Annotated in this window: 18 protein-coding genes; 13 read left to right on the forward strand and 5 right to left on the reverse strand. The window is 62.0% G+C overall.

Features of this window, described 5'->3' with window-relative positions; all coding sequences use genetic code 11:
* Positions 1–12 precede the first annotated feature (12 nt).
* On the forward strand, positions 13–1,041 hold the full coding sequence (locus I6E42_RS10050) for a zinc-dependent alcohol dehydrogenase (protein ID WP_235371805.1): 1,029 nt from the start codon (positions 13–15) through the stop codon (positions 1,039–1,041).
* A 65-nt stretch (positions 1,042–1,106) separates the two neighbouring features.
* Here the strand turns inward: I6E42_RS10050 and I6E42_RS10055 are convergent, their stop codons facing one another.
* Both I6E42_RS10055 and I6E42_RS10060 read right to left on the reverse strand, forming a co-directional pair.
* Positions 1,107–1,310 carry a DUF896 domain-containing protein gene (locus I6E42_RS10055; protein WP_235371806.1) on the reverse strand — a complete coding sequence of 68 codons (204 nt, stop codon included), beginning with the start codon at positions 1,308–1,310 and terminating at the stop codon, positions 1,107–1,109.
* 24 nt (positions 1,311–1,334) lie between these two features.
* Positions 1,335–2,135 carry a YlmH family RNA-binding protein gene (locus tag I6E42_RS10060; protein WP_235371807.1) on the reverse strand — a complete coding sequence of 267 codons (801 nt, stop codon included), beginning with the start codon at positions 2,133–2,135 and terminating at the stop codon, positions 1,335–1,337.
* 409 nt (positions 2,136–2,544) lie between these two features.
* Between I6E42_RS10060 and thrS the strand changes: the two genes are divergently transcribed.
* Entirely contained in the window at positions 2,545–4,305 is a 1,761-nt protein-coding gene (gene thrS / locus I6E42_RS10065; RefSeq protein ID WP_235371808.1) for a threonine--tRNA ligase, read from the forward strand.
* Between the two features lie 72 nt (positions 4,306–4,377).
* On the opposite strand, the gene I6E42_RS10070 is transcribed toward thrS, so the two are convergent.
* Positions 4,378–6,297 (reverse strand): putative bifunctional diguanylate cyclase/phosphodiesterase, encoded by a 1,920-nt coding sequence (locus I6E42_RS10070; RefSeq protein WP_235371809.1) that lies wholly within the window; start codon positions 6,295–6,297, stop codon positions 4,378–4,380.
* 357 nt (positions 6,298–6,654) lie between these two features.
* Between I6E42_RS10070 and I6E42_RS10075 the strand changes: the two genes are divergently transcribed.
* The gene (locus I6E42_RS10075) at positions 6,655–7,281 is read left to right on the forward strand and encodes a flavin reductase (protein WP_235371810.1); all 627 of its coding nucleotides are present in this window, start codon (positions 6,655–6,657) and stop codon (positions 7,279–7,281) included.
* A gap of 125 nt (positions 7,282–7,406) precedes the next feature.
* Here I6E42_RS10075 and I6E42_RS10080 read toward each other — a convergent pair whose 3' ends face one another.
* Positions 7,407–8,657 carry a M16 family metallopeptidase gene (locus I6E42_RS10080; RefSeq protein ID WP_235371811.1) on the reverse strand — a complete coding sequence of 417 codons (1,251 nt, stop codon included), beginning with the start codon at positions 8,655–8,657 and terminating at the stop codon, positions 7,407–7,409.
* A 79-nt stretch (positions 8,658–8,736) separates the two neighbouring features.
* Here I6E42_RS10080 and I6E42_RS10085 point away from each other — a divergent pair, with 79 nt between their 5' ends.
* Both I6E42_RS10085 and I6E42_RS10090 read left to right on the forward strand, forming a co-directional pair.
* Positions 8,737–9,297 (forward strand): RNA polymerase sigma factor, encoded by a 561-nt coding sequence (locus I6E42_RS10085; protein ID WP_235371812.1) that lies wholly within the window; start codon positions 8,737–8,739, stop codon positions 9,295–9,297.
* On the forward strand, positions 9,294–9,821 hold the full coding sequence (locus I6E42_RS10090) for a hypothetical protein (protein ID WP_235371833.1): 528 nt from the start codon (positions 9,294–9,296) through the stop codon (positions 9,819–9,821). Before I6E42_RS10085 ends, I6E42_RS10090 begins: the two co-directional genes overlap by 4 nt.
* A gap of 156 nt (positions 9,822–9,977) precedes the next feature.
* Here the strand turns inward: I6E42_RS10090 and I6E42_RS10095 are convergent, their stop codons facing one another.
* On the reverse strand, positions 9,978–11,231 hold the full coding sequence (locus I6E42_RS10095; protein ID WP_235371813.1) for an HlyC/CorC family transporter: 1,254 nt from the start codon (positions 11,229–11,231) through the stop codon (positions 9,978–9,980).
* 481 nt (positions 11,232–11,712) lie between these two features.
* On the opposite strand from I6E42_RS10095, the gene rpmG reads away from it, so the two are divergent.
* From rpmG to hisD, 8 genes are all read left to right on the forward strand, one after another.
* Positions 11,713–11,880, forward strand: a complete 168-nt coding sequence (gene rpmG, locus I6E42_RS10100; protein WP_008980220.1) for a 50S ribosomal protein L33 — start codon at positions 11,713–11,715, stop codon at positions 11,878–11,880.
* 36 nt (positions 11,881–11,916) lie between these two features.
* A complete protein-coding gene (gene secE / locus I6E42_RS10105; protein ID WP_235371814.1) occupies positions 11,917–12,204 on the forward strand; it encodes a preprotein translocase subunit SecE in 288 nt (95 codons plus the stop codon).
* Positions 12,205–12,209: 5 nt separating this feature from the next.
* Positions 12,210–12,734, forward strand: coding sequence for a transcription termination/antitermination protein NusG (gene nusG, locus I6E42_RS10110; protein ID WP_235371815.1), 525 nt, complete (start codon positions 12,210–12,212; stop codon positions 12,732–12,734).
* A 274-nt stretch (positions 12,735–13,008) separates the two neighbouring features.
* A complete protein-coding gene (gene rplK / locus I6E42_RS10115; protein ID WP_235371816.1) occupies positions 13,009–13,434 on the forward strand; it encodes a 50S ribosomal protein L11 in 426 nt (141 codons plus the stop codon).
* Positions 13,435–13,446: 12 nt separating this feature from the next.
* Entirely contained in the window at positions 13,447–14,139 is a 693-nt protein-coding gene (gene rplA / locus I6E42_RS10120) for a 50S ribosomal protein L1 (RefSeq protein WP_235371817.1), read from the forward strand.
* A 374-nt stretch (positions 14,140–14,513) separates the two neighbouring features.
* On the forward strand, positions 14,514–15,047 hold the full coding sequence (gene rplJ, locus I6E42_RS10125) for a 50S ribosomal protein L10 (RefSeq protein WP_235371818.1): 534 nt from the start codon (positions 14,514–14,516) through the stop codon (positions 15,045–15,047).
* Between the two features lie 79 nt (positions 15,048–15,126).
* A complete protein-coding gene (rplL, locus tag I6E42_RS10130; protein ID WP_235371819.1) occupies positions 15,127–15,507 on the forward strand; it encodes a 50S ribosomal protein L7/L12 in 381 nt (126 codons plus the stop codon).
* A gap of 331 nt (positions 15,508–15,838) precedes the next feature.
* Positions 15,839–17,104 carry a histidinol dehydrogenase gene (gene hisD / locus I6E42_RS10135; RefSeq protein ID WP_235371820.1) on the forward strand — a complete coding sequence of 422 codons (1,266 nt, stop codon included), beginning with the start codon at positions 15,839–15,841 and terminating at the stop codon, positions 17,102–17,104.
* Positions 17,105–17,137 lie beyond the last annotated feature (33 nt).

The following is a 17,137-nucleotide window of genomic DNA, read 5'->3' on the forward strand; positions in this document are numbered from 1 at the left end:
GGAGAGGACACTATGTTACAGCAGGTCATGACCAAACCGGGAGAGGTCACATTCCGGGAGACCGAGACCCCTGTTCCCCAGGCGGGCCAGGTGCTGGTCCGGATGATGCGGCTGGGGATCTGCGGCTCTGATATTCACGTGTATCACGGGACGCATCCCTTCACCGCCTATCCCGTCACCCAGGGGCACGAGGTCTCCGGCATCATTGAAGCGGTGGGTCCGGGCGTACAGGGCCTGTCCGCCGGGCAGAAGGTCACCGTTCAGCCCCAGATCGTCTGTGGCCAATGCTATCCCTGCCGCCACGGGAAATACAACCTGTGCGAGCATCTGAAGGTCATGGGCTTCCAGTCCACCGGCATGGCCTCGGAGTATTTCGCCGTTGACGCGGAAAAGGTTTTGGCGCTGCCGGAGGACATGAGCTTTGATGACGGAGCCATGCTGGAGCCTCTGGCGGTGGCCGTCCACGCCATCCGGCGCTTCGGCGACGTGTCCGGCAAGGACGTGGCGGTCCTGGGCGCGGGGCCCATCGGCAACCTGGTGGCCCAGACCGCCAAGGGCCTCGGTGCCCGGTCTGTGCTGATTTCCGACATCAGCGGCCACCGGCTGGCGCTGGCTCGGAGATGCGGGATCGACCACTGCGTCAATACCGGGAGCACCGACTTCGGCGACGCCATGGTCCGGGCCTTCGGCCCGGACAAGGCCGACGTGATTTACGACTGCGCCGCCAACGACACCACCATGGGCCAGGCTATCCGCTGCGCCCGCAAGGGCAGCACCATCATCCTGGTGGGCGTCTACGCCGGCATGGCCCATGTGGACCTGGCCGTTCTGAACGACCATGAATTGGATCTGAACACCACCATGATGTACCGCCGGGAGGACTTTCTCACCGCCATCCAGCTACTGCAAGAGAAAAAGGTCCGGCTGTCACCTCTGGTCAGCCGCCACTTCCCCTTCCGGGAATTTGCCGAGGCCTACCGCTACATCGACGCCAACCGCGAGGAGGCCATGAAGGTCCTGATCGACATTTCTGATCAATAGTTTTGCCGCAAAAGAGGGTCCCGCGGGAGGGAAACCGATGGTTTCCCTCCCGCGGGACCTTTTTGTCATTTCTTTTTCAGCTTCCGGCGGGTGCCGTCGGGGTACTGGATATAGGTGTTGTCCAGATGGGCGGCGAGGATCTGCTTATGAGCGTCGATATACTCCCGGCGCAGGGCGTCCCGCTCCGCCGTCTCCTCCGGCGTCAGTCCCTCCGGGCTTTTGGCCTTGCGGGCCAGCTCGTTGATACGGTCGATCTTGGCTTGTTCCATGTCGTCTCTCCTATGCTCCTTTGCTCATACATACCGCTCCAGCACCAGCATGGTGCGGCCTTTTTTGGACTGGCCGGGGACCTCTTTGACCACGCACTTGCCCAGGCCCCGGCAGGTTAGCACGTCCCCCTCCTCCACCTGCTTGTCCCCCTTCAGGCAGTCCCGGTGGTTGACGGCCACCTTCCCGGCGGCGATATAGGCCGCCGCCTTGGAGCGGGACAGGGAGAAGCCCGCAGCCAGCACCGCGTCCAGACGGGGGGTGGCCACCGTGTCCCGGACGGTCTTGACCTGGGCGGGCTTGGGCGCCAGCTGGGACAGGGGGATCTCTTTCAGGGACACCTTCCAGCGCCCCGCGCTCTCCCACTGGGAGAGGAGGATAGGGGCCGCCTCCCGGAGGACCACCACCTGGCACCGCCCCGGCTCGGGCAGCAGGATGTCCCCCAGCTTCTCCCGGGTCAGGCCCAGGCCCATAAGCGCCCCCAGAATATCCCGGTGTCCCGGCTGGGCGTCCCGGGGGAACACGCCCTCCACGGCGGTGAGCGGCCCCTCCGGGTCGGTCAGAACGTTCTCTTCCTCCTGCCAGTCGGGGAGAAACACGCAGATGGTCCGCTCCGCCCCCTCATAGCCGCCCCAGAACAGGTGCCGGGGACGACCCCAGGCGTTGAGCAGTTCGCTTACCGAGGCCCCTTCCCCCGGGGACAGGAAGGGCGTGTGGGCGGGGACGCCCCGGCTCTGGGCCAGCTCCAGCTTGTCCAGCGCCCGGGCCAGCAGCACCCGCTCCTCCCCGCTGTGGGCGCAGCGGTCCAGCAGTTCCTTTTTGTTCACGGCCTCGTCCTCCTTTTCCGCTCTCCAGTATAGGTTGCCCGGCAGGGCTTTGTCAATGAAAAGGGCGGCAAACCGAAATTAGGCGTGGGCAAAAAAGCCGCCCTTGACAATTTTCTTCCGGGGTGATATATTGTCAGGCGTAAAAATCAGCGCCGACGGAGAAGAAACCGTGGGAACCGCCCAGAGAGGGACGCGCTTGGTGGAAGCGTCCCGCGGGAAACACGGCCGTACCACTCCTGAGCCGCCCGGGATGACCGGGACGGGGCCCTCCCGTTACAGGGGGACACGAGCGACGGGCCTTGGCCCGTAAGCAGGGTGGAACCGTGGAATACGTTGATCGTATCCCACCCCTGATCTCATCAGGGGTGGGATTTTTTCATCTCGCCCCTCAATACAAGGAGGAATTGTTATGTCCGAAGAAAACAACCAGTTTACCTTTGAAAATCCCGAATACCGCCGCACCTACTGGCACACCTGCTCCCACATCCTGGCTCAGGCCGTCAAGCGCCTGTTCCCCGAGGTGAAGCTGGCCATCGGCCCCTCCATCGAGGAGGGCTTCTACTATGACATGGACTCCCCCTTCCCCTTCACCCCCGAGATCCTGGAGCAGATCGAGGGCGAGATGCGGAAGATCTGCAAGGAGAAGCTGAAGTTGGAGCGGTTCGAGCTGCCCCGGGCCGAGGCTCTGAAGTTCATGGAGGAGAAGGGCGAGCCCTACAAGGTGGAGCTCATCAACGACCTGCCCGAGGACGCCCACATCTCCTTCTACAAGCAGGGCGAGTTCACCGACCTGTGCGCCGGTCCCCACCTGGACTCCACCGGCCGGGTCAAGGGCAACGGCATCAAGCTCACCGCCTGCAACGCCGCCTACTGGCGGGGCGACTCCAACCGGGAGACCCTCCAGCGCATCTACGGCATCGCCTTCCCCAAGAAGGACGAGCTGGACGCCTACCTGCAGCGCATTGAGGAGGCCAAGAAGCGGGACCACCGCAAGCTGGGCAAGGAGCTGGGCCTGTTTGCCTTCCGGGACGAGGCCCCCGGCTTCCCCTTCTACCTCCCCAAGGGCATGGTGCTGAAAAACACCCTGATCGACTACTGGCGCCAGGTCCATAAGAAGTGGGACTATCTGGAGATCTCCACCCCCCAGATCATGAAGCGCACCCTGTGGGAGACCTCCGGCCACTGGGACCACTACAAGGAGAACATGTACACCACCGTCATCGACGACGAGGACTTCGCCATCAAGCCCATGAACTGCCCCGGCAGCATCCTGGTCTATGACCTGGAGCCCCACTCCTACCGGGACCTGCCCCTGCGCTACGGCGAGCTGGGCCTGGTCCACCGCCATGAGCTGTCCGGCGCCCTCCACGGCATGTTCCGGGTCCGCTGCTTCACCCAGGACGACGCCCACATCCTGCTGGCCAAGGACCAGATCAAGGACGAGGTCATCCGCATCGCCCGGCTCTTCGACGAGGTCTACTCCCTCTTCGGCCTGCCTTACAAGATCGAGCTGTCCACCATGCCCGACGACCACATCGGCTCCGTGGAGGATTGGGACATCGCCACCGGCGCCTTGGCCGACGCCATCACCAGCATCGGCAAGACCTACGAGGTCAACCCCGGTGACGGCGCCTTCTACGGTCCCAAGCTGGACTTCCACATTCAGGACTCCCTGGGCCGTACCTGGCAGTGCGGCACCATCCAGCTGGACTACCAGCTCCCCGGCCGCTTCAATCTGGAGTACACCGGCACCGACGGCGAGAAGCACTGCCCCGTCATGATCCACCGGGTGGTCTTCGGCTCCATCGAGCGGTTCATCGGCATCATCACCGAGCACTTCGCCGGGGCCTTCCCCACCTGGTTGGCTCCCGTCCAGGTGAAGGTGCTGCCTGTCACTGACCGGGCCGCCGACTACGCCAACCAGGTCTCCGCCCAGCTGGAGGCCCAGGGCTTCCGGGTGGAGGTAGACCACCGCAACGAGAAGATCGGCAAGAAGATCCGCGAGGCCCAGCTCCAGAAGATCCCCTATATGCTGGTGGTGGGTGACCGGGACATGGAGAACCAGACCGTCTCCGTCCGGCACCGCTCCGGCGAGGACATGGGCGCTATGTCCATGGACCAGTTCTCCGCCGCGCTCCACGAAGTGGTGGACTCCAAGGTCAACAAGTGATACGGTCTTAAAGCGCACAAAACGAGGACGGCCCACATGGGCCGCCCTCGTTTCCGTTTTCATAATGATGTACTATGTCCGCTCCTTCTGGTCCCGGAACCATGTCACCAGCTCCGCCTCCGGCATGGGCCTGGCGTAATAGAATCCCTGGAGCCGGTCCGCCCCGCAGCGCAGGGCCAGCTCCGCCTGCTGGCGGCTCTCGATGCCCTCGGCCACCACGGTCTCTCCCAGCTTGTGGAAAAAGGGGATGATAGTGTCTGCCATCATCCGGGCCTTGGGATTGTCCGTCAATCCCACCATCAGGCTGCGGTCCAGCTTGATGGCCTCAAAGGGCAGGTCCAGAACGGAGGAAAAGTTGGAATAACCCGTTCCGAAATCGTCCAGATAAAAGTTCAGCTTCCGGCGGCGCAGCTCCGCCATGCTCTCCCGCACATAGGCGGTATTGTCCAGCAGCACCCGCTCGGTGATCTCCAGCTTCAGCCGCTCCGGCGCCACGCCGTACCGCTCCAACGCTTCTTCGAGCCTCTGGCCCAGATCCTTCCGCAAAAACTGCTGCATAGACAAGTTGATGGACACCGATTTCAGCTCCGGGACCGTCCCGCTGCCAAGGAAGCGGCAGACTCCGTCCAGCACGATCCAGCTCAGGGCGTCGATCATCCCCGTCTCCTCAGCCAGGGGAATAAATTCTCCCGGCGGGATGGACCTGCCCTGGTCGTCGGACAGCCGGAGCAGCGCCTCCGCCGAATGGAAGCTCCCGGTGTCCCGGTGGTAGACGGGCTGGTACCACACCTGGAACCCACCGTCCCGGATGGCTTGCTGCAGGGTGCGGATCAGGTACTCCCGGCGCTGATGCCGCCGTGCGGTCTCCCCGTCAAAGTGGACCAGCTCCCGGTTCTCCTCCTTGGCCAGCCGGATAGAATACTCCAAATAGCCGATGAGCTGTTCCGGCGTCCAGTCCTGTCCCCGATAGGTCAGCTCCGCCACGCAGGCGGGCACGGATACACGGTCCTCCCCCAGCATCCAATCCTCCCGGAAGCGGCGGCAGACTTTCTCCAACTGCGTCTCCTCCCGGCCGGGCAGCAGCAAGGCAAATTCCACACTGCTGAAACGGAACACCCGTCCCCCGCCGGCCGCACTCCGCAAAAAGGAGGCGATCTGAAACAGAACGGCGTCTCCCCCGCCGTGGCCGTAGCCCTGATTGACCCGTGAAAACTGCTTCAGCGCCACCAGAATGACCTGGTATTCCTGGCGTCCGGCGGTGCGCAGGGTCAATTCCTCCAGGAAACTTTTCCGGTTGTATACGCCGGTCAGGCCGTCCCGCTCGATGCGGCTGCTCTGGAAGCTGATGAAAATGATCAGGTCCGCCAAGGCGCTGATGGCCCCGTTGAGCAGCTGCTCCGGATAGGCCAGCTGGTAAGCCACCAGCAGCACCACGACGGTGGGCACCGTACACATGATCCGGACCATAGCCCTGCCCACGCTCCTCCGGTTGCGGACATAACAGGTGATCAGCATGACCAGCTCCACCGCCGGAACAGCGAAGCCCACTTTGTTCAGCGGCCCCCGGCAGTAATTCCCCGCCTGGTCAAAGTAGAACAGCACGCCGCTGTTCAGATTCCACAGGGTCAACAGCAGATAGACCAACGTCACCGCCGTCAGCCCCACCGCCGCCCGGCGGAGGCACCGCTTGTCATAGACATATTCCAGCATCCGCTGAAACAGGTAAAAGGCAATGACGGAACACATAAGTACGCTGACGATAAAGTAGGCGCTGTTCAGCAGCATATTGACCCACAGGGGGAAGCGGTGGAAATTTTCAATGGTGTAGACGCTGGTGATGTTCAGGAGGATCGACGCCACCGACAGACACAGGCAGCACCAGTAGAGCCGCCTGCGGAAAGAGTGGACCTGCCGCTTATCATAGAAAAACAGCATGATGATGATAATGAGGATCAGCGCGAAATATTCCGACAACAGCGGCCAACGGATCATGTTCCTCACCTCGACACCAGCGGGAATCCGGCAGCCGGACCGGATGGCTCCTCCCGCGGCTTGGTCTTAGTTTCCAGTTTCATTGTAAGTCACGTCTCCTTAAAAATCAAACAAATATCTAAATTTCTTGTAATTTTTTGCATGCCAGCTTTCTTTGCCTCTCTGACTGGTCCTGTTTTTCCGAAATGCTTAAAAATTTTTGGCCGGTGTCTCGCTCCATGCTTTGTTTTCCCTGTAACGAGAATAATTCCTGTTTTTCTCTGGATTTTTACAGACTTCTGTGGTATGCTGAACCTATCAGAATTTCGCCCGGACCGGCCGGCAATCTCATAACCACATCATTTAAGGAGGCTCACCATGAAAGACCCCAAAGCCATGTACGCCCTGAGCTATGGCCTGTTCGTCCTCACCGCCCGCCAGGGGGAGAAGGACAACGGCTGCATCATCAATACCGGCATGCAGGTGACCACAGACCCCAACCGCATCATTATCACCGTCAACAAGAAGAATTACACCCACGACATGGTGCTGGCCACCGGGAAATTTGCCCTGTCCGTCCTGTCGGAACAGGCGGATTTCAGCCTGTTCCAGCGCTTCGGCTTCCAGTCCGGACGGGATACCGACAAGTTCGCCGGCTTTGAGGACAATGTCCGCCGGGGCGAGGACGGCCTGTATTATGTGACCCAGGGGACCAGCGCCCGGCTGTCCTGCCAGGTGGTGTCCACCCTGGACCTGGGCACCCACACCCTGTTCCTGGCCGACGTGGTGGAGGGCGAAGTGCTGTCCCGCGCTCCCAGCGCCACCTACGCCTACTACCAGGCCAACATCAAGCCCAAGCCCCAGGCCGCCGGGGCCGCCCCCGCCTCCAAGAAGCGCTGGGTATGCACCGTCTGCGGCTACGTCTATGAGGGCGACTTCCTGCCCGCCGACTTTATCTGCCCCCTGTGCAAGCATCCCGCTTCCGACTTTGAACCCCTGGCGTAACCATATTGAAATAGCTGAAAAACACGGCCGGAGGGCGCAACCTCCGGCCGTGTTTTTCGTCTTGAGCAATAGAGCGTCTTCTTGCCTTTCCCGGGGCGGGACAGTACAATAATAGAAAAGGTATGTCACCGCCCCAGCCACTGGGCATAGCTCTGGGCGCTCCCCACCCGGCCCACAGCGGACAGGGAGGCCCGGTCCATTTGGAATATCTCCCCCGCCAGGTCCCGCAGCTGTTCCCGGGTGACGGCGTCGTAGAGGCCCAGGATCTCCTCCGTCTCCCGGACCTTGCCGTACAGCAGGGCGGAGGAGCCCAGATGGCTCATCCGGGTCTGCACCGACTCGGCCCCCATGAGGAGGTTGGCCTTGGCCTGTTCCCGCACCCGGTCCAGCTCCTCCTGGGTGGGACCGTGGTCGGCCAGGTCGGACACCACCTCCCGGACGGTGGTCAGGGCCTGTCCCTCCTGCTCCCGGCTGACGGCGGTGTACACCCCCAAAAAGCCGGTGTCCGCCTGGTCGGAGGCGTAAGAGTATACCGTGTAGCACAGGCCCCGCTTCTCCCGCACCTCCTGGAACAGCCGGGAGGAGCACCCGCCCCCCAGCAGGGAGTTGAGCAGCAGCAGCTGGGGCCGCCGCTCGTCCAGGTAGGACAGGGCGGGAAAGGCCAGGATCAGGTGGTTCTGCTCGATGGCCTTTTTCCGGGCGGTGACGGCGGGCCGGTAGGAGACGGATTTCTGCTCCGGCACCGCTCCGGGCTCCAGCGCGGACAGGCAGTCCTTCAGGGCGTCCACCTGCCGCTGGGAAAAGCTGCCCGCCAGGGCGGCCACCAGTACCCCGGGGCGGTAGTGCTCCTTCTGCCACCGGGCCAGCCACTCCCCGGTCATCCCCTCCAAGGTGGCCTGGGTACCCAGGATGGGGCGGCCCAGGGAAGTACCTTTATAGACGGCGGCGGACAGCCGCTCGGCCACCAGGTCCTCCGGGGTGTCCTCGTACATGCCGATCTCCTCCAGCACCACCCCCCGCTCGGTCTCCACGTCCTCCTGGGCAAACCGGGAGTGGAACAGCATGTCGCTGAGAATGTCCAGACTCCGGTCCAGGTGGGCGTCCAGGCTCCGGGCGTAGAAGCAGGTGTGCTCCTTGGTGGTGTAGGCGTTGACCTGGCCGCCGATGGCGTCCATGTCCCGGGCCAGCTGGGCGGTGGAGCGGCGCCCGGTGCCCTTGAACAGCATGTGCTCGATAAAATGGGCGGCGCCGTTCTCTCCGGCCTGCTCATGCCGGGAACCCACCCCCACAAAAAAGCCCAGGGCGGCGGACCGCGCGCCGGGGATCTCCTCCGTCAGCAGGCGGGCGCCGTTGGGCAGCTTGATCTCCTGATACATGGTTCTGGACCTCCTGTCCAAATGAAGTCCCCAGCAGTATACCACAGAATACCCATTCCGTCCACAGAAAGGAGTCCCCATGGAAGACCACAAGATCATCGAACTATACTGGGCCCGGTCCCAGCAGGCCATCCAGGAGAGCGAGGACAAGTACGGACCCTACTGCCGCTCCATTGCCCGGGGCATCCTGGACCGGGAGGAGGACGCGGAGGAGTGCGTCAACGACACCTGGTTCCGGGCCTGGAACGCCATGCCGCCCCAGCGGCCCAACATCCTGTCCGCCTTCTTCGGCAAGCTGACCCGGAACCTGTCTCTGGACCGCTGGCGGAAGAACCGGGCGGCCAAGCGCGGGGGCAGCCAGGTGGAGGTGGCCCTCCAGGAGCTGGAGCACTGCCTGCCCGACCACCGCCGCCCCGACGAGGAGCTGGAGGCCGGTGAGACCGCGGCCCTCATCTCTGATTTTCTTTGGAAGCAGCCGGAGCTGGACCGTCGGCTGTTCGTGCGGCGGTATTTCCACCTGGAATCCATTGACACCCTGGCCCGGCGCTTCGGACTGACAGAGAGCCAGGCCAAATCCCGGCTCCACCGCACCCGGCAGAAGCTGAAAGCGGCACTGGAAAAGGAGGGGATCGCGGTATGACAGCGGAATACTTATTGGAGGCCATGGGCCTCATCGACGACGGCCTGATCCAGGACGCGGAGGTCCGGCCCGCCGCCCGGCCCGTTTCCAACTGGCGGCAGCAGTGGGGCGCTCTGGCCGCCTGTCTGGCGGTGGTGATCGCCCTGGGCTACGGGGTGACCCACCTGCCCATGGGCGGCAGTTCCAGCGCGTCCACCGCCTCCAGCGCCGCCTGCGGCGCTGCCGATATGGAAAGCGGAGAGGTCAACAGCCCCGCCGCCGGAACCGGAGAGGCCGCCGCCGTTGCGGACGCCTCCATCTTTACGGACCAAGGAGAGTACCGCCTGACCGGGGAGGTTACCGAACTCCTGCCCGAGGGCGCGCGGGAGCTGGAGCCCTTGTCCGGGCTCTACCCCGACGCTCCCTTCCCCGCCACCGACACGGAGGAATATGTGGGCTGCGCCCTGTTTGTATCCTCCGACGGCACCTTGTACCTCCAGCTGCCCGAGGGCGGTTACGCCGCGGCGGAGTTGGTGGAGCCTTAAGGGGTGGAATCCGCGGGGCCCAGATCCCTCCGCCCTGCCGCATCCCGACGGGCCCGGCGCCCTCACCGGGCCGTCCCCCGGCGGCGAGGGGCAAGCCCCCGCCCTACCTAATCACAAAAAACAGGTCCCGCGCCCATGGGCGCGGGACCTGTTGGCTTACATTCCCTTGCTTTCTTCTTCCATGACCCGGACCCGGATCTCCAGCACACGGCGGTGCTCCACCTTGGTGACGGTGACGTCCAGCCCCTCGGCCTGGAAGTGGTCGCCTACCTCCGGGACCCGTCCCACCTGCTCCATGACCCAGCCCGAGACGGTGGCGGCGTCACAGCTGCCCTTCACCTGAAACAGGTCGTACATGTCGTCCAGGTCGGCGGAGCAGGCGATGAAATAGCTGCCGTCAGGCTGCTTCCGGAAGGTTTCAATGACCTCGTCGTGCTCATCCCAGATCTCGCCCACCAGCTCCTCCACGATGTCCTCCAGGGTGGCGATGCCCTCGGTGCCGCCGTACTCATCTACCACCACGGCCATGTGGGCCTTGTTCTTCTGGAGGATGCGCAGCAGCTCGGAGATCTTGGTGTTGCCCGTGGTGTAGAACACCGGGGACTTGATGTTGGACACCATGGTCTCCCCCCGGTAGCGGGCAGCGTAGAAGTCCTTCTCGTGGACCACGCCCACGATGTTGTCGATGGTGTCGTGGTAGATGGGGATGCGGGAGTAGCCGCTCTCCGCGAAGAGGGCGCCCACCTCCTCCATGGTGCTGTTCTCCCCGGCGGCCACCAGGTCCACCCGGGGGGTGAGGATCTCGGACACCTCCAGGTCGTTGAACTCGATGGCGTTGCGGATCAGGTCGCTCTCGTGCTCATCCAGTCCGCCCTCGTTCTCCGCCTGGTCCACCATGCCCACCAGCTCCTCCTCGGTGATGCCGTCCTCCCCCTTCTTCCGGAACACCCGGCCCAGCAGGCGTTTCCACTGGGTGAACAGGAAGTTGAGCGGGGTGAACACCACCATGAGCAGCTTCAGCAGGGGGTAGGAGACCATGGCCCAGCTCTCCGGATTCTCCTTGGCCAGGCTCTTGGGGCTGATCTCCCCAAAGATGAGGATGATGACGGTGAGAGCCACCGTGGACACCGTGGGGCCGTACTGGCGGAACCACTTGGTGCACAGCACCGTAGCCACGGTGGTGGCGGTGATGTTGACGATGTTGTTGCCGATGAGGATGGTGGATAAAAGCTTGTCGTACTCCTCCGCCAGCTCCAGGGTCTTGGCGGCCCGGAGGCTGCCGTTGTCGGCCCGGGTCCGCAGGCGGATGCGGTTCAGGGAGGTGAAGGCGGTCTCAGTGGCGGAAAAATAGGCGGACAGGGCCACCAGGACCACAAGGGCGACGAGCATACTGATACTGCTGCTGTCCATTTGGGACGGATCAACTCTGCTTTCTTCAAAAATTTTGTTCCATAAATATGTATTTTGCTTGGAGTATAGCATACCGGACCGAGGAATGCAACGGATTTTCCGGGAACTTTGGGGGCTGTCCCCCTGTTTTTGTCTGTTTTCCCCCTGTATCCCACGGAATTTTTACAAAAAAATATCAAAAACCACTTGACGGCTCCAGGGCTTCTGTGATATAGTTTCTCTACCTGTGAAAGGGGCTTTTTTTCGTGCGCATTTTTACGGTGTATGACGCAGGAACCCCTTCCTTCGCCTGTGCGGACACAGGGAGGCAATTTGCCGGATCCCACCGTAGCGCCGACGCTGTTACCGCGTCTTTTTGCCGCTGGATCCGGTTTGATGAGCCGGATCCGGCGTTTTGCTTTTTTGGCGGCGTCCGCAAATGGCTCAAGCAACACAGCTTTTCCCCGGAAAAGCTGCCACATTAAAAGGAGGTGCCGAACAAATGGCAAGCAAGGCCGGCGCGCGCATCAAGATCACCCTGCGGTGCTCTGAGTGCAAGCAGAGAAACTACAACACCATGAAGAACAAGAAGAATACCCCTGACCGCCTGGAGCTGAACAAGTACTGCCCCTTCTGCAGAAAGCACACTGTCCACAATGAGACCAAGTAATGGTGTCTCTCAGGCTGAAAGGAAAGAAGGGTAACAATGGCTGAGAACGAAAAGCTGGAGCAGACCGCCCAGGCCGGCTCCGACAAGGCCGATAAGGCCAAAAAGGACAAGAAGAACGCCAAGCCCGGTTTCTTCGCCCGCATCGGCAAATGGCTCAAGGAAATGAAGAGCGAGCTGAAGAAGGTCCAGTGGCCCACCCGCAAGCAGACTGTCAACAACACCCTTATCGTCATCGCCTGCGTCATCGTGGTCGGCGTTTTTATCTGGGTCTTTGACTTTATCGCCAACAGCGCTATCGACGTCCTCCTCACTCTCCTGAGGTAAGCGAAATGGCGGACAATGCGAATTGGTATGTGGTCCACACCTATTCCGGCTATGAGAACACGGTGAAGGCCACCATCGAAAAGTATGTCGAAAACCGCAACATGCGGGACCTGATCCACGAGATCAGCATCCCCCTGGAGACCGTCACCGAGATCACGGACAACGGCCCCAAGGAAGTGGAGCGCAAGGTATTCCCCGGCTACGTCCTGGTCAAGATGGTCATGAACGACGAGACCTGGCACGTGGTCCGGAACATCCGCGGTGTCACCGGCTTCCTGGGCGAGGGCAACAAGCCCATCCCCCTGTCCGACGCCGACGTGGCCTCTCTGGGCGTGGAGAAGCGTGAGGTCGTGGTCAGCTACCAGGAGGGCGACACCGTCCGGATCACCGACGGCGCGCTGGAGTCCTTCCTGGGCACCGTGGAGGAGATCGATCTGGAGCGCAGCAAGGTCCGGGTGGTGGTGTCCATGTTCGGACGCGAGACCCCCGTGGAGCTGGAGCTGGACCAGGTGGAACCCGCCAACGAATAAGAAGCGTCCGAGCCGTTGTGAGCAGCGAGCCTGGACCGGAGCGAGGGCGAGAACCCAGGAAACGCAAGTTTCCGGTTCGAGTCCGAGTGGAAGGGAAGGGGAGCGCCGCGAACAGGCGAGGCGTGACAACAACAAGCGTCCGAGCCGCCGTGAGCAGCGGCACATCAGGGCGCATCATCCACAAACAACAGCCCGCGGCACAGCCGCGTGAACGTGGGAGGAGCCGCAGAGGCTCCGCCAAACGACCACATTTTTCTAATGGAGGTGCTCTTTCGTGGCACAGAAAGTAACTGGATATGTAAAACTTCAGATCCCCGCCGGCAAGGCGACTCCCGCCCCCCCTGTTGGTCCCGCTCTGGGCCAGCACGGCGTGAACATTGCCGCTTTCACCAAGGAGTTCAATGAGCGCACCAAGAACGACGTGGGCATGATCATCCCCGTCATCATCACCGTGTACTCCGACCGCTCCTTCACCTTCGTGACCAAGACCCCCCCTGCCGCCGTCCTCATCAAGAAGGCCTGCAACATCGAGTCCGGCTCCGGCGTGCCCAACAAGACCAAGGTGGCCACCATCAGCAAGGAAGATGTCCGCAAGATCGCCGAGACCAAGATGCCCGACCTGAACGCCGCCAGCGTCGAGGCCGCCATGAGCATGATCGCCGGTACTGCCCGCTCCATGGGCGTCGTCGTGGGCGAGTAAGGAGGGTGCAAAATGTTTAGAGGTAAGAAGTATCAGGAGAGCGCCAAGAAGATCGACCGGAACACCCTGTACGATACTGCTGACGCTATGAAGCTGGTGGTGGAGACCGCCACCGCCAAGTTCGACGAGACCGTCGAGCTCCACGTGAAGCTGGGCGTTGACTCCCGTCACGCCGACCAGCAGGTCCGCGGCGCCATCGTGCTGCCCCACGGCACCGGCAAGACCCAGCGCGTGCTGGTCTTCGCCAAGGCCGCCAAGGCTGACGAGGCCCGTGCCGCCGGCGCCGACTTCGTAGGCGATATGGACCTGGTGGAGAAGATCCAGAAGGAAAACTGGTTCGACTTCGACGTGGTCGTGGCTACCCCCGACATGATGGGCGTTGTGGGCCGTCTCGGTAAGGTCCTGGGCCCCAAGGGCCTGATGCCCTCCCCCAAGGCCGGCACCGTCACCATGGACGTGACCAAGGCCGTCAACGAGATCAAAGCCGGTAAGGTCGAGTACCGTCTGGACAAGACCAACATCATCCACTGCCCCATCGGCAAGGCTTCCTTCGGCGCTGAGAAGCTGACTGAGAACTTCAACGCCATCATGGGCGCCATCATCAAGGCCAAGCCCGCCGCCGCCAAGGGCCAGTATATCAAGAGCTGCACCGTGGTTTCCACCATGGGCCCCGGCATCAAGATCAACGGCGCGAAGCTGGCCTAAGCGTCCGAGCCGTCGCGAACAGTGAGCCTGGACCGGAGCGAGGAGTACAAACCAAGAACCGCGCAGCGGGTCTGTTTGTGCCCCGAGTCGAAGGACAGGCGAGCGTCGTGAGCAGGCGAGGCGTGATAAAAGCGCCTCAACCTGAATTTGTTTATCTTTCCCGGACAGGTTTTGCTTGACAAAGCCTGTCCGGGGTGATAAAATACCGCTTGCGTTCAAAGACAGCAGGTATCCGGTTTGCCGGATGTAAGTCCTGCCGAGAGTGCTTTCAAAAGAATACCTTTTGATCGTACTGTCCTCCTGTCTGTTGACGCGGAGGATTTTTTGTTGCGCATCAGCAGTAAAACCCAATCTTTTCTGGAGGTGAATCCAAAATGCCTAACGCAAAGGTTCTTTCCGAGAAGCAGGCCATCGTTGCCGCTCTGACTGAGCAGCTGCAGAACGCTGCCAGCGGCGTGCTGGTGGACTACAAGGGCATCACCGTGGCCGAGGACACCGCTCTGCGTGTCGAGCTGCGTCAGAACGACGTCCAGTACGGCGTTGTGAAGAACACCCTGGTCCGCTTCGCCATGAACAACGTGGGTCTGAACGAGCTGGACGACGTGCTGAACGGCACCACTTCTCTGGCCACCAGCGCCGGCGATCCCATCGCCCCCATGCGTGTGGTCAACAAGTACGCCAAGCAGCTGAACGGTAAGTTCACCATCAAGGGCGGCTTTATGGACGGCAAGGTCCTCTCCCTGGAGGAGATCAACGCCCTGGCCGAGCTGCCCAGCAAGGAAGTGCTCCAGGCTCAGGCTCTGGGCATGATGCTGGCTCCCATTACCAGCCTGGCTATCGTCCTGAAGGCCATCGCCGAGAAGAACGGCGAACCCGCTCCCGCCGAGGAGGCCCCCGCCGCCGAATAAGGTTCGGCATCTTTCCCCGCTCCCGTGGGGAGCAAACAACATTAAAATTTAAAAACCATTATTTAGGAGGTATATCACCATGGCTAGTGAGAAGATTACCGCTCTCATCGAGGAAGTGAAGGCTCTGACTGTTCTGGAGCTGTCCGAGCTGGTTAAGGCTCTGGAGGAGGAGTTCGGCGTGTCCGCCGCCGCTATGGCCGCTCCCGCCGCCGGCGCTGGCGCCGCTGCTGAGGCCGTCGAGGAGAAGACCGAGTTTGACGTGGTCCTGGCTGGCTTCGACGCCGCTGCCAAGATCAAGGTCATCAAGGCTGTCCGTGAGATCACCGGTCAGGGTCTGGCTGAGGCCAAGGCCACTGTCGAGGGCGCTCCCAAGACCCTGAAGGAGGCCGTGTCCAAGGACGAGGCCGAGGAGCTGAAGAAGAAGCTGGAAGAGGCCGGCGCCAAGGTCGAGCTGAAGTAAGTTTCCTGAAATTCAGTCTGAAAAGACCCGCAGCAGTTCGTAAAGAACCGCTGCGGGTCTTTTTATATGTTCGGCATTCTGGTCAGATTTACAAATCTTTTTATTCTTCAGTTCGCTAATTCAGTAATATACTCCATTGTGAAATCGCCGCTTCTTCTCTATAATTAGGACCAACATCAGCGGTGATGTGTCAGCAAGGAAGCTCCCGGGAGGGAGCTTCCACTTTATCTGCTGTATATAGTTTATATTTTCCAGGAATCCCGCGCTGGTGTGGCCCGCCGGCAATTTGGGGCCGATTTCCCCGGCCCCTACGTTTTGAGGAGTGATCACATTGAAGGTACTGAAACAGCCTGAGAAGAAGACCTATGAGCGGGACGCCCAGCTGACCCATACCGTGCTGGACATCATTGACAACGTCCGCGCCAGAGGGGACGAGGCGCTGATCGAGTACGCCGCCAAATTCGACAAGATGGAGATCCAAACCGTCAAGGTGGACCCGGAGACCGTCAAAGCCGCCTACAGCAAAGTGGACCCCGAAACCATCGAGGCCATCCGTTTCTCCGCCGGACAGATCCGCTTCTTCGCCGAGAAGCAGCGTGAGTGCCTGAAGGACCTGGACATCCAGAGCCGTGTGGCCGGACTGGAGATCGGCCACCGGATGATCCCGGTGGAGCGCTGCGGCTGCTATGTGCCCGCCGGACGCCACCCCCTGCCCAGCTCCGCCCTGATGGGCATCGTCACCGCCAAGGTGGCCGGGGTCAAGCACGTGGCCGCCTGTTCCCCCGCCTTCCAGGGTTGCGGCACCATCCACCCCGCCGTGCTGGTGGCCATGGACATCGCCGGCGCGGACGAGATCTACTGCATGGGCGGCGCCCAGGCCATCGCCGCCTTCGCCTACGGCACCCAGACCATCGAGAAGGTGGACCTGATCGTGGGGCCCGGCAACCGCTTCGTCACCGAGGCCAAGCGCCAGGTGCTGGGAGACGTGGGCATCGACAGCCTGGCCGGTCCCAGCGAGGTGCTGATCATAGCCGACGAGACGGCCAATCCCACCTTCGTGGCCATCGACCTGCTGGGCCAGGCGGAGCACGACCCCAACGCCAAGCCCATCCTGGTGTGTACCAGCCAGGAGGTCATCGACCGGTCCATGGAGGAGCTGGCGCGGCTGCTGCCCACCCTGGAGACCCGGGAGGTGGCCGCCCAGTCCTGGCAGGACAACGGCGCGGTATACCTGGCCGACTCCATGGACGAAGCCATTGACATCTCCAACCGCATCGCCCCCGAGCACCTGGAGGTCCAGGTGGCCGACGAGCGGGAGGTGGCCAAGCGCCTGCTGCACTATGGCTCCATGTTCGTGGGGCACTACGCCCCCGTAGCCTTCGGAGATTTCGTCTCCGGACCCAACCACACCCTTCCCACCATGGGTACCGCCCGTTACTCCAACGGCGTGTGGGTGGGCACCTTCATCAAGACCCCCTTCCACCAGTTCGTCTCCAAGGAAGGCTGCGCCAATCTGGCCCAGCCCTGCATGAAATTCGCCCAGGTGGAGGGGCTCCAGGCCCACCGGGATTCCGTCCGCCTGCGGGTGGAGGCATAACTGCCCGGAGACATGTCAAAAGGGAGGGACCGG

Origin of the sequence: Pseudoflavonifractor phocaeensis (genome assembly GCF_021531815.1) — a bacterium.
In the GTDB taxonomy this organism is placed as follows: Bacteria; Bacillota; Clostridia; order Oscillospirales; family Oscillospiraceae; genus Lawsonibacter; species Lawsonibacter phocaeensis_A.

Coding starts and splice junctions, on each gene's coding strand:
- I6E42_RS10050 (WP_235371805.1), top strand. CDS start 13: ATGTTACAGCAGGTCATGACCAAACCGGGAGAGGTCACATTCCGGGAG.
- I6E42_RS10055 (WP_235371806.1), bottom strand. CDS start 1,310: ATGGAACAAGCCAAGATCGACCGTATCAACGAGCTGGCCCGCAAGGCC.
- thrS (WP_235371808.1), top strand. CDS start 2,545: ATGTCCGAAGAAAACAACCAGTTTACCTTTGAAAATCCCGAATACCGC.
- I6E42_RS10070 (WP_235371809.1), bottom strand. CDS start 6,297: ATGATCCGTTGGCCGCTGTTGTCGGAATATTTCGCGCTGATCCTCATT.
- I6E42_RS10075 (WP_235371810.1), top strand. CDS start 6,655: ATGAAAGACCCCAAAGCCATGTACGCCCTGAGCTATGGCCTGTTCGTC.
- I6E42_RS10080 (WP_235371811.1), bottom strand. CDS start 8,657: ATGTATCAGGAGATCAAGCTGCCCAACGGCGCCCGCCTGCTGACGGAG.
- I6E42_RS10085 (WP_235371812.1), top strand. CDS start 8,737: ATGGAAGACCACAAGATCATCGAACTATACTGGGCCCGGTCCCAGCAG.
- I6E42_RS10090 (WP_235371833.1), top strand. CDS start 9,294: ATGACAGCGGAATACTTATTGGAGGCCATGGGCCTCATCGACGACGGC.
- I6E42_RS10095 (WP_235371813.1), bottom strand. CDS start 11,231: ATGGACAGCAGCAGTATCAGTATGCTCGTCGCCCTTGTGGTCCTGGTG.
- rpmG (WP_008980220.1), top strand. CDS start 11,713: ATGGCAAGCAAGGCCGGCGCGCGCATCAAGATCACCCTGCGGTGCTCT.
- secE (WP_235371814.1), top strand. CDS start 11,917: ATGGCTGAGAACGAAAAGCTGGAGCAGACCGCCCAGGCCGGCTCCGAC.
- nusG (WP_235371815.1), top strand. CDS start 12,210: ATGGCGGACAATGCGAATTGGTATGTGGTCCACACCTATTCCGGCTAT.
- rplA (WP_235371817.1), top strand. CDS start 13,447: ATGTTTAGAGGTAAGAAGTATCAGGAGAGCGCCAAGAAGATCGACCGG.
- rplJ (WP_235371818.1), top strand. CDS start 14,514: ATGCCTAACGCAAAGGTTCTTTCCGAGAAGCAGGCCATCGTTGCCGCT.
- rplL (WP_235371819.1), top strand. CDS start 15,127: ATGGCTAGTGAGAAGATTACCGCTCTCATCGAGGAAGTGAAGGCTCTG.